The organism is Roseburia sp. 1XD42-69, from assembly GCF_003612565.1.
In the GTDB taxonomy this organism is placed as follows: domain Bacteria; phylum Bacillota; class Clostridia; order Lachnospirales; family Lachnospiraceae; genus Roseburia_B.
Window position 1 is genome coordinate 98,900 of sequence record NZ_RAZG01000010.1, and the last position, 11,540, is coordinate 110,439.

General features: G+C 46.1%; 13 protein-coding genes. All 13 read right to left on the reverse strand.

What is annotated here, in order from left to right; translation table 11 throughout:
- Positions 1–2,508 carry an ABC transporter permease gene (locus D7Y06_RS07420; RefSeq protein ID WP_120407169.1) on the reverse strand — a complete coding sequence of 836 codons (2,508 nt, stop codon included), beginning with the start codon at positions 2,506–2,508 and terminating at the stop codon, positions 1–3.
- Positions 2,505–3,182, reverse strand: a complete 678-nt coding sequence (locus D7Y06_RS07425) for an ABC transporter ATP-binding protein (RefSeq protein ID WP_120407170.1) — start codon at positions 3,180–3,182, stop codon at positions 2,505–2,507. Before D7Y06_RS07425 ends, D7Y06_RS07420 begins: the two co-directional genes overlap by 4 nt.
- A gap of 98 nt (positions 3,183–3,280) precedes the next feature.
- Positions 3,281–4,201 (reverse strand): sensor histidine kinase, encoded by a 921-nt coding sequence (locus D7Y06_RS07430; protein WP_120407187.1) that lies wholly within the window; start codon positions 4,199–4,201, stop codon positions 3,281–3,283.
- Positions 4,202–4,229: 28 nt separating this feature from the next.
- Positions 4,230–4,919 carry a response regulator transcription factor gene (locus D7Y06_RS07435; protein WP_120407188.1) on the reverse strand — a complete coding sequence of 230 codons (690 nt, stop codon included), beginning with the start codon at positions 4,917–4,919 and terminating at the stop codon, positions 4,230–4,232.
- Between the two features lie 41 nt (positions 4,920–4,960).
- A complete protein-coding gene (locus D7Y06_RS07440; RefSeq protein ID WP_120407171.1) occupies positions 4,961–5,953 on the reverse strand; it encodes a diaminopimelate dehydrogenase in 993 nt (330 codons plus the stop codon).
- Between the two features lie 134 nt (positions 5,954–6,087).
- Positions 6,088–6,498 carry a PaaI family thioesterase gene (locus tag D7Y06_RS07445; protein WP_120407172.1) on the reverse strand — a complete coding sequence of 137 codons (411 nt, stop codon included), beginning with the start codon at positions 6,496–6,498 and terminating at the stop codon, positions 6,088–6,090.
- Complete coding sequence (locus D7Y06_RS07450) at positions 6,495–7,340, reverse strand: Mrp/NBP35 family ATP-binding protein (RefSeq protein ID WP_120407173.1); 846 nt, start codon at positions 7,338–7,340, stop codon at positions 6,495–6,497. Before D7Y06_RS07450 ends, D7Y06_RS07445 begins: the two co-directional genes overlap by 4 nt.
- A gap of 66 nt (positions 7,341–7,406) precedes the next feature.
- Positions 7,407–8,621 carry a bifunctional phosphopantothenoylcysteine decarboxylase/phosphopantothenate--cysteine ligase CoaBC gene (gene coaBC, locus D7Y06_RS07455; RefSeq protein WP_120407174.1) on the reverse strand — a complete coding sequence of 405 codons (1,215 nt, stop codon included), beginning with the start codon at positions 8,619–8,621 and terminating at the stop codon, positions 7,407–7,409.
- 2 nt (positions 8,622–8,623) lie between these two features.
- The gene (gene panD, locus D7Y06_RS07460) at positions 8,624–9,013 is read right to left on the reverse strand and encodes an aspartate 1-decarboxylase (protein ID WP_120407175.1); all 390 of its coding nucleotides are present in this window, start codon (positions 9,011–9,013) and stop codon (positions 8,624–8,626) included.
- 23 nt (positions 9,014–9,036) lie between these two features.
- Entirely contained in the window at positions 9,037–9,885 is an 849-nt protein-coding gene (gene panC, locus D7Y06_RS07465) for a pantoate--beta-alanine ligase (protein ID WP_120407176.1), read from the reverse strand.
- Positions 9,886–10,067: 182 nt separating this feature from the next.
- A complete protein-coding gene (locus tag D7Y06_RS07470; protein WP_120407177.1) occupies positions 10,068–10,601 on the reverse strand; it encodes a hypothetical protein in 534 nt (177 codons plus the stop codon).
- Between the two features lie 15 nt (positions 10,602–10,616).
- On the reverse strand, positions 10,617–10,952 hold the full coding sequence (locus D7Y06_RS25630) for a hypothetical protein (RefSeq protein ID WP_147415602.1): 336 nt from the start codon (positions 10,950–10,952) through the stop codon (positions 10,617–10,619).
- Positions 10,892–11,290, reverse strand: a complete 399-nt coding sequence (locus D7Y06_RS07475) for a hypothetical protein (RefSeq protein ID WP_120407178.1) — start codon at positions 11,288–11,290, stop codon at positions 10,892–10,894. Before D7Y06_RS07475 ends, D7Y06_RS25630 begins: the two co-directional genes overlap by 61 nt.
- Positions 11,291–11,540 lie beyond the last annotated feature (250 nt).

The following is an 11,540-nucleotide window of genomic DNA, read 5'->3' on the forward strand; positions in this document are numbered from 1 at the left end:
CTAAATATCCCCCTCCCTCAATTGTTCCACAACACTGCTTTTATACATCCTCCCATATACCGCCCCCGGCACAAGTACGCACACTGCCATCACCCCGGCAAAGAGCAAAAGATTACTGCCCCAGGGCAAAGCGCAGGAGGTTCTGTACATGTTGGCATTGGTAAAAACAAGATAGCTTAATATAAGCCCAAAGGGCAGGGCAAGGAGAATAGAAATCAGGCCGTATCCCACCCCTTCTATCCGAAGCACCTTTTTGATCTGGCCTGTGGTCATCCCAATACTTTCCAGTATCCCAAACTCTTTGGAACGGTTTAACACACTTGCAGCCATCATATTCAGGTAATTGCATATGGAAAGCAGCCCTACAATGCCGCCTAACGTGTAGCCCAAAACTTTTGCCTGGCTCTCCGACTCCCGCATCTCTTCATAGTTTTCTATTTTGGAGTCAAAAGAAACTCTGTTTTCCCCGTGAAAAATTTCTTTTACCTCTTTTTCCGTCTCTTTATCATAGGACTTTTCATATTTCACCTTCAATTTTTCCACATAAGGCTCCTGAATAAGCTTTTTTGCCAGATTTTCACTTACGATAATGCTTGGGGCCTCCCCTCTGGTAAAATATGCCGGATTGTAACTTCCCTCCGTATCTACCCCGGCGATTGTAATGCTGTATACCTCCTTTGGGTTCTTTCCCTGGGGAAGGTAAAAATCCACGGTCTTTCCCGTCATGCCGTCATCCCCCTCCGTGAGGATTTTTGTAGCCACTGCCGCTTTTCCCTGGAAAAACTCTTCCTCATCCACCTTCTGGTTTACATGCTTATTTAATTCCAGGAATTCTTCTTCCCCGATCGCCACAAATCCTGCATCCCCCAGGAAAGACCCTTCCGGATTTTCTCTGTACTTTTCCATATCTTCCTCATAATTTCCCGGCGCATACCTTGTGCCGTAAAGCTCCTTAAAATATTCCCCGAAGACCTCCTCCCCCTTAGGGACTTTTGCCAGGGCTGTAGATACCTTTTCCACGGATTTTACCCCGGGAAGGGCCGATATCTCAGATATCATATCCTCTGTAAAAATCTGCCGCTCCTCTTCCAGGATGGTCTGGTTTACAATCTCCATATCCCAGGCACTTGTGCCTTCCAGAATAAATTTACCGTCGTTTATAAGAATATACTCATTCATCATGCAAAAAACGCAGATACCGGTAACAAAGGATAAAAATATAACCACCGCCTGCTTTTTATCCCGGAACATATTTGAAAATGCCATGGAATACAGGGAAGTCCCCTCTCTGGGTCTCCTTTTACCGGCAATTCCTCCGGCAAAATGGCGCATAGCCTCTACGGGAGAACAGTCCCCTGCGATTTTTGCAGGCGTCCCCACGCTGATGAAACTTGTTGCCAGGGCAAAGAGCCCGGCTATAAAAAACACCCCCGGCCAAACTGTAACCCCATTTGAAACATCCAGTACGGGATTTATGAGGGAAAGGACCTTGGGGATTCCCTGTTTTGTCACAATTCCTGCCAAGAGAAGCCCTGCCGGAATTCCCAGAACCGAATGAATAAACGCCTGGGTGTACACGATTTTTTTTAACTGCCGGGAGGTCATCCCCATGGTCTTTAACTGGCCGTAATACCGGATATCTTTTGAGATGGAAATATACATGGTGTTAAAGATAAAAAGATATCCGCTGGCAAAAATCATAACAAGCATTCCGGCAAGAATCCCCGTCATCCGTAAGAATTCCTCTATAAACTCAGGATTTCCTATCAGTATCTGCTTGGAATGGAATTTAAGTGCACGGCTCATTTCATCCATTTCCTTTGCAGTGTACAGCTTATCTTTTAGTTTAATTTTTAAGGCGCCCTGGGTGAAATCCGTCTGTTTTACCCCTGTAGTCTCAAAAAATGCCTTTGACACATATCCCCGGTTTTTCCCGGTATAGTCGCTGTAAAATCCGCAGAGGGTAAATTCTTTTGCATACTCTTTCTCATCATTTGTTTTTAGGGTAAAATAGGAAAGTGGGAGGGACATGCCGATTTGGGGCTTTTCTATCCCCATGGCTTTTAAAAGGTGCAGGGAAAGCATAATTTCATCCTCCTTTTCCGGATATTTTCCCTCACAATGCTCCAATGCAGGCATCACCTGTTTTTCAAAACAGATATCATCCACCCAGTAAAGCCTTGCCTTATCCAGCATTTTTCCCTGGTACTCCTCAACAATGGCACATTTCACAGACAATCCTGCATATTTTACCTCCTCCATATCCCGGACAAGTTCCACCTGATTTTCCCTTGGCTCAGTTAATTCCACATCATAGTCCATTCCCTCCATGCGAAGCTGCCTTTTTTGAATAGTGTCCCAGTAACTGACCCCTAAAGCTATCACCGTAGTAATCATAAAAGTGGTTAAAACCAGGGCAAATACAGAGAGAACATTTCTTTTTCTGTTTCCCCGGTAGGTAATCAGTGCAACCTCCCTTACCACCTGGTTATTTTTCACCTGAATCATGATCTTCCCCCCTCTCTGATTTTCCCGTCCTCAATGCGGATAATTCTCCCCGCCATCTGGGCCGCTTCATCATTGTGGGTGATCATAACAATGGTCTGGCCAAACCGCTCTCCTGTGGTTTTTAAAAGGCCCAAAACATCCTGCCCTGTCCGGGAATCCAGATTTCCCGTAGGCTCATCCGCAAGGATGATTGCAGGTTTCGCCGCCAACGCCCTGGCCAGCGCCACCCTCTGCTGCTGACCCCCGGAGAGCTGGTTTGGCATAGCATATTTTTTCTCCCCAAGGCCCAGGATGGAAATAATATTCTCCACATAGGTTTTGTCCGGGACAATTCCGTCCAGCCGTATGGGCAGCACGATATTCTGGTAAACATTCATCAGGGGAAGGAGATTGTAATTCTGAAAGACAAATCCGATATTCCTTCTTCTGAAAATGGTAAGTTCATCCTTTTTCATCCGGGAAATATCCCTTCCCCCCACAATTACCCTGCCGGAGGTTGGGATATCCAGTCCTCCAAGCATATGCAAAAGGGTAGATTTCCCGCTTCCCGATGTTCCCACCACAGATAAAAATTCTCCTTTTTCCACAGAGAGGTCTACCCCGTCCAGGGCTTTTACCGTAACCTCCCCTGTGTCATAGTACTTCTTCAAATTTTCTGTTTTTAAAATACTCATATCTTCACCTGCTTTCTTTGACTTCCCACATAGGATAACAGATGATTCTTTCTCAAATCTTTCTCAAAAATGACAGATTTGACACAATCGGAAACTTTTCATCCCACCGAAACCGGGAAACGGGACAGATACACCTGCACAATGGTTCCTCCCTCCGGGTTTTCTTTGATTTTCACATATCCTCCCTCCCCGGATATAATTTCCCGCACCAAATAAAGCCCGATTCCAAAACCGGGCAGGTCTTTCACATCTTCGGAGCGGTAAAACCGGCCAAAAACCAGACCCCGCTCCTCCTCTTTGATCCCGATTCCAAAATCTTTTACCTCTATTAAGACAAAAGACTCATAGGGAATGGTTTTCACTTCTATCCTGGAATTTTCGGGAGAGTACTTCACTGCATTTTCAACCACATTGGCAACCGCCTCAATGGTCCACTTTTTATCTGCAAAGCACATATCCTCCGTTACTTCTCTCACAAAGACAATATTCTTTTTCATGGCGGAAAGTTCCTGGGCCTGGCAGGCCATCCCCACAATTTCACCTGCCTTCGTAAGCTTTGGGGAAAGGGCAATCATTTCCCGCTCTGCACAGGAGGATTTTACTAACTGCCGCATAAAAAAATCAAGCCGAAGGGACGCCTGGCTGATTTTTTCAATCAAAACCGCCGTCTCCCCGTCTTTCTCTTTTTCCTGTAAAAGCCCGGTGTAGAGCATAATGTTCGTCAATGGGGTGCGCACCTGATGGGTGATGTCTGAAATCAGAGACTGCACCATGTCACGTTCCTTCTGGGCCTTCTCTTTGTGCATTCCCGAAATCTCCAAAATCCTTCTGAGACGCTCACAGACTGCGGCGTCCATAGATTCGTCGTAGGAAACCTCCCCCGCCCCAAGGGTAATGGCCCTGTCTAATTTTAAAAGGAGGCCCTGATAAACGGCCTCCATCTCCCGTTTGTAGTGCTGCTGCACCAAAAGGCAGAAAAGTATGCAAAGTAAAATAAGCACCGACATACAGATTTCCATATTTTTCTCCTGTAAATTTGTGATTGCACTAATCCCACACATATCCTTTCCCGTAAAGGGTCCTGATATATTTTGGCTCCCCGGGAACATCCTCCAGTTTATCCCGGAGGCGACGGATTCCAACGGACAGAGCATTGTCCTCCACATACTCCGTCCCCTCCGGCCACACCCACTCTAAAAGCTGCTCCCTGGTTAAGATCTGTCCGGGATGCATCACAAGGAGATACAAAATCCTCTGCTCTGTCTTGCTCAGACTTATCTCCTCTCCATTCTTGTAAAAGTTCATGGTGTCAAAAGAAAAATAGAACGTCCCGTCTCTGTACTCCGATTTTTTCTCCGGGATACCCCGGCGGAGAAGGGCCCGAATCCTGGCCCGAAGCACCATAAGGCTGAAAGGTTTCGTAATATAGTCATCTGCCCCGCACTCTAAGCCCGCCACAACATCTATTTCCATATCCTTTGCCGTCAAGAGGGCAATGGGAATCCTGCTAATCTTTCGGATCTCCCGGCAAAAAGAAAGGCCGCTTCCATCCGGCAGGTTGATATCCAAAATAAGCAGATCAAAAGCTCCTTTGGCAAAGGCTTCCTCCGCCTCCTTTACAGTCCTGCAGCAGAAAAACTCCAGGCCGTCACCGGAAAGGGACAGGCAGATACCCTGGGCCAGATCTTCGTCATCCTCTAACATTAGAATTCTCTGTTTTTCCTTTGTCTCTGCCATCTGCACTTGATTCCTTCCTCCGCCAAATCCACAACTGCCGCCTACAGCAATTCCGCTCTGAGTTCTTCCCCGCTCTTTGGACTTAAATAAGCCGGGGCAATGTCAAACGCCGTCTTGCACCCGCTCTGCCCTTCTTCTGCCATGCGGCATGCCGCCCTGGCGTAAGCCACTAACACGCAGGAGGTAAACTCCGGGTTGGAATCCAGTTTTAAACTGTACTCAATGAGATGACGGTTTTCTTTTTCCCATCCTGTAGCGCCGCTCCTCAGCACAAAACCCCCGTGGGGAATTCCGCTGTGGTCTCTTAAGAGTTCCTCCTCGCTGATAAAATGCACCGTGGTGTCATAGTCCGCAAAATAGTTGGGCATAGTCTTAATTTTCTCTTCCACTTTAGCGGCATCTGCCCCTTCCTCTAAAACCACAAAGCACTCTCTGGTATGCTTCTCTCTTGTGGAAAGTTCTGGGTTTTCCCCCTTTCGCACAGCATTAAGTGCCTCTTCCACCGGAATCGTGTACTGTTTTGCATTTTTCACCCCGGCAATGCGGCGGATGGCATCGGAGTGTCCTTGGCTCACACCCTTGCCCCAGAAGGTATAATCCTTCCCCTCCGGCAGAATTGCATTGGCGTAAAGGCGGTTTAAAGAAAACATTCCCGGGTCCCATCCAATAGAAATGATTGCAGTCTTTCCCCCCTCTTTTGCCCTTTTGTCCACATTTTTATAATGCTCCGGTATTTTCGCATGAGTGTCAAAGCTGTCCACAATGTTAAACATGGAAGCCATTTCCGGGGACTGCTTTGGCAAATCCGTTGCGCTGCCTCCGCAGAGAATCATCACGTCCAGTTTTTCCTTCCAGCCTTTTACCTCACTTACCGGGCAGACCTTTGCCGTTTCTGTCAAAATCTTTACATCCTCTGGATTTCTCCTAGTAAAAACCGCCAAAAGCTCCAAATCCGGGTTCTGTTTGATGGCGCACTCCACCCCCCGGCCTAAATTTCCGTAACCTAAAATTCCCACTCTATACTTCTTTTCCATCTGATTTTCCTTTCTACTCAAAAACCTTGCGGCAGCCGTCAAATGTCTGCAAACAGCCGACTAGCTCGCTGCCCTCTGAAATAAACAGGCATCTATGCACCAGTTCCCAATCCATCTGCCAAAAACAATTCATCTCAATTGTCCTCCTTGGGACGCAGGTTAAAATAGGTAAATTCCGCCGTATTGTACAGATTCCCCGCCCCATCCCTGATATCCACATGAACGGAAGATATGGTTTTTCCCGCCTTAATTACCCTGGCCTCACAGAAAATTTCCTCCACATTGCGCACAGCCTTAAGATATTGGATACTCCCGTTTACCGTGGTGACATAGTACCCATAACTTGCCGCCGCAATCCCCGCCAGGTTATCCGCAATGGAATAAATGGCGCCTCCATGCATATCCCCGTAAATATTGTGAAGCATCTCCCTGTTATCAATCCGGGCATAGACAAGCCCTTCCTCCACCTTTAAAAGCTCAATTCCAAGATAAACCGCAAAGGGGTTTTCCTTTAAACTCCTTCTGCACTCCTCTATTTCTGTCAATTTTTAAGTGCCTCCAAAGCCTTCTCTAAATAGGGATTTTCCGTTTTATAAAACTCTCCAGCATCCGCCGCTTTTGCCATTTCAGGCTCCACAGGGATTTTTCCCAAAACAGGGATGGAAAGTTCTGCCGCCGCTTCCTCCACATGGCTCTCCCCGAAGATTTTTATCTCCCTGCCGCAGTCCGGGCATTTTACAAAGCTGAAATTTTCCACAATGCCAAGAACAGGAATATCCATGGCTGCCGCCATATTGTAAGCTTTTTTCACAATAAGCTGCACCAGCTCCTGGGGGGAGGTGACGATGATAATGCCGTCCACGGGAATGGACTGGAACACGGTAAGGGGCACGTCCCCGGTTCCAGGGGGCATATCCACAAACATATAGTCCAAATCTCCCCAGATCACATCTGTCCAAAACTGCTTTACCGTTCCCCCAATCACAGGCCCTCTCCAGATCACAGGGGCCTCCTCATCTTCCATTAAGAGGTTGATGGACATAATCTTTGTCCCGTCCTCCGCCTCCATGGCGTAAAGGCTGTCCTCCGTGCCGTACACCGGGCCGTGGACACCAAACATTTTGGGGATGGAAGGCCCTGTGATATCTCCGTCTAAAATTCCCACGGAAAATCCTGCCTTTGTCATAGCCGCCGCAAGGGATGCGGTGACAAAAGATTTGCCCACTCCCCCTTTTCCGCTGACAATTCCAATTACTTTCTTTACGGAGGAATACTGGTTGAAAGCCTCCTGCTCAATCCCGGAACCGGAAGCCTTATTGCTCTTACATCCCTCACAGCTTTCCCTGTTACAGCTTGATGCGCTTGCGCATGAACTATTTTCTGGCATAATAAAATCTCCTTTTTATTTCTATATTTATTTTTCTTGTTCAAGTGAGAAAATTCTTGGTTCCGATTACCTATTCTTCGCCTGAAAGATTAGAAGAAGTTCATCTAAGAGCCGGCTGGCACAGTCCTCTTTGCTTAACATTCCCAGGTCTGTCTCCCCCTCCGCCGTAATCAATACAAGATGGTTGGTACTTGTCCCAAATCCTGCCCCCTCTTCCCGCAGGCTGTTGGCGGCAATCATATCCACGTTTTTCTTTACCAGTTTTTCCCTGGAATTGGAAATCACATGCTCCGTCTCCATAGAAAATCCGCAGATGCACTGTCCTTTTTTCTTCTTTTCCCCAAGTTCTTTTAAAATATCCCTTGTCCGCTCCAATTCCAAAACAAGGTTTCCCTCTTTTTTCTTTGTCTTTTCCTGATTGATTTCTTTCGGACGGTAATCCGCCACGGCAGCCGCCTTAATAATCATATCCTGGCTTTCCGCCTCCGCCACCACTGCCTCATACATCTCCTGTGCCGTGGTAACGGAAAGGGTTCTTACTCCCCCTGGGGGTGAAAGCTCCACCGGACCTGTCACAAGGGTTACTATGGCCCCCCGCTTTGCCGCTTCCCCGGCAATGGCATATCCCATTTTTCCCGTGGAGTGGTTGGTGAGATAGCGCACAGGGTCAATGCTCTCCCTGGTAGGCCCCGCCGTAACCAGGACTTTTTTCCCGGCAAAGTCCTGCTCTTTTGGCGTTTCGGTAAGCCTGCCTACAATGGCATCCACCAAAACCGATTCCTCCGGCAGTTTCCCTATCCCCTCCACATTGCAGGCCAAATGCCCCACGGCAGGCTCTATAAAAGTATAGCCAAAGCTTTTTAACCGTTTTATATTTTCCTGGACAATGGGATTTAAATACATATGGGAATTCATAGCCGGAGATACAAGGACAGGGCAGGTTGCCGCCACAATGGTGGAGGTAAGCAGATCGTCTGCAATTCCGTGGGCCATTTTCCCCAGGATATCCGCCGACGCCGGGGCCACCAGAATCAAATCCGAAGTCTGTCCCAGGGTAATGTGGTGTATTTTAGGGGGATTGCTCCGCTCAAAGCTGTCGGTAAGGCATGGATGTTTCGTCAGCGCCTCAAAGGTGTCCGGTGTGATAAATTTTGCCCCCGCCTCTGTGAGGATTACATGGATGTCACAGTGGAGTTTCACCAGCATACTCGCCACATTTGCCATCTTGTAGGCGGCAATGCTGCCGCTAACGCCAAGAACTACTTTTTTTCCCGTAAGCATAATCAGACCTCTTTTAATGCGCCGTGTTTTTCATACCGGGTCACGGAAGTAATTTTATTCTCCTCATCCACAAAGACAACTTTGGGCGGGTTGTCTTTTACTTCCTCCGGTGTCATCCGGGCATAGCTCATAATAATCACCTTATCCCCGGTGGAAACCATGCGGGCTGCGGCTCCGTTTAAACAGATAATTCCGCTGCCCTCCTCCCCGGCAATCACATAGGTCTCAAACCTAGCCCCGTTGTCCACGTCTGCAATCTGCACTTTCTCGTACTCCACAATACCGGAGGCCTTCATCAAAGCCTCGTCCACGGTAATGCTTCCCACATAGTTAAGCTCCGCCTGGGTTACCGTTGCCCGGTGTATTTTGCTTTTCAATATCTCCAGTGTCATATTTTCCCTCCAAATCCTCCTATTTATGAACAGGTAAATATAAAATTATCAATTAACCTTGTGGTGCCGATGTACACTGCCATTGCAGTTAAGACTCTGCCCTGGGCCACACTTATGGGTTTAATGGAATCAGCATCCACCATCTCCACATAGTCGATTTTTGCCAAAGGCTCTGCTTCGATGATAGATTTCATATGGGAGACAATCTCTGCTGCATCCCTCTCCCCCTGCTCCATCATCTCTTTTCCCGCAAAAACCGCTTTTGACAGCACCAGCGCAGCTTTCCGCTCCTCACTGCTTAAATACGTGTTTCTGGAGCTTTTGGCAAGCCCGTCCCCTTCCCTTACAATGGGGCATCCCACAATCTCAATATCCATATTTAAATCCCGCACCATGCGCCTTATCACCGCAAGCTGCTGGGCATCTTTTTCCCCGAAATAAGCCTTATCCGGCATAACGATATGAAACAGCTTGCTCACCACCGTACACACCCCCCGGAAATGGGTGGGCCTTGTCTTTCCGCATAGCCCTGCAGAAACCCCTTCCGTCTCCACAAAAGTGGAAAAATCCGGGGCATACATCTCCTCCGGTGCGGGGTGGAAGATCAAATCAGCCCCCGCCGATTCACAGAGTTTTTTGTCCGCCTCAATATCCCTGGGGTAGGTGGATAAATCCTCGTTTACTCCAAACTGGATGGGGTTTACAAAATCGCTGACCACCACTTTATCATTTTCCTTTACTGCCCGGTCAATTAAACTTTTATGGCCTTCATGGAGATATCCCATGGTGGGCACGAGTCCCACGGACAATCCCTCTTTCCTCCAGGCTTTCACCTGTTTTCTGACCTCTTCTATGCTTCCTGTAAGTTCCATGCTAAAGTCTCCTTTTTCATAACATTGAAAAAAGGGCCAAAACGGCCCAATTATACAGTGAATAGTGTCTGTTATAATGTATAAATGGTACAGTTTCTATATAAAGAAGAATACCGTCCGCTCACATAGTACCACAGATTAATTCACAATGCAAATATAATTTTTTTCAGTTCTTTATAAGTTCAACCTTTATGAAAAATTGATGCTTTCACAGAGCAGAAATATTTTATCAGCGTACACACCTGAAACGTACCGTATAGCACCATCCCATCGAAAAAGTCTACTTCCGTCATAAAAAAATGCCAGTAAAATGTACCCTGCCAATAATCCAGGTCAAAATTCTCCATGGAATCAAAAAAACCATTTTCAACCATCCACGAAAAGAAGGGATGCAGAATTTTTACCTCCATCCATTCATTTACTATATCATATGGAAAAAAACATAACCCTATGAATAATAACACAAATCCCAAAAAAACTCTAGCAAAAAACTTCCCTAGGCTTTTGTTTTCCCTTGTTATATAACAATCTGCCACAAAAATAACTATTCCTAAAAAAGCCGCAAAGCCAAAGCCATAGTAAAACATCAAAAAATCAGCCGCTTTTTTATATCCTCCGGCAATTAAAAAATAATGTACCACTCTCTGAACAATAACTGACAGCAAAGCAAAACAAAAATAAGTAAGCACTCTAAACCTGGGATTCACAATTTTCATAACATCTCCTCATTCTCAATCTAAAGCAGACGTGCGAACCTGAAGCGATAAGGTATTCCCTTTTGCAGTAGGTGTTGAAACATTCAGATGGAAAATCAGATTCACCGCTCCCCAATTATCCTGGTCTGTAAAACCACTGCCAGAAAAAGTACCGCTTTTTAATATTTGATTGTTTCCTCCGTAAGAATATGTACCTGTTCCGGTGTATGAACCAAGCCTAGTTGCAGAAACACTTGTTAAAATATTTTGTGTTCCTGGCTTATCTAACCAATTAATCACACCTGTCAATGTTACCCCGTCTTTTTCTTTAGAGCCTGTTGACTTCTTCGCTTCCGCAGATAATACATACATACATACATACTACTTTCTGCATTTTCAAGGTGAATTTTTTCCAGAGAAACAGAAGACTTTATATCATCAGATTCTTTTCCATCCATCAAAACAGAAACTACAGAATCCAACTTATCTTCTGATAAAGGTATAGTTTCAATATCAACTTTCCCATCATACTTCTGCTCTAATTCTTTTGCGGTGATATCTGCTGACAAATATTGTTCTGCCAATCTTTCATATCTCAGTACTTCTAATTCGTCATTTGGGTTTCTGCTTTCCTGGGCAAACACTGCTATACTGGAAAAACTCCCCCAAATGATAGCAGCTGCCAATACACACATTTTCACATTTTTCATACAATGGCCCCCAGTTCATAATATTCTTTATAAGGTTTTATCACAAATTTTATTTAATGTCAATTCTTCAGCTTATCATCCAGTCGAAAAAACAAGCGGCTTTCCTCTATGCCCCTTACATCATCTACCCCTGCAATCTTACATTAGCGGCGCAAACAGCCTTAAAATACAGTCAATCCCGGGAGTTTGACAGTTTCATATTTCAAAAAATCCTTACAGGCCTTATAAAGCCTGACTTTTTTATGTCAAA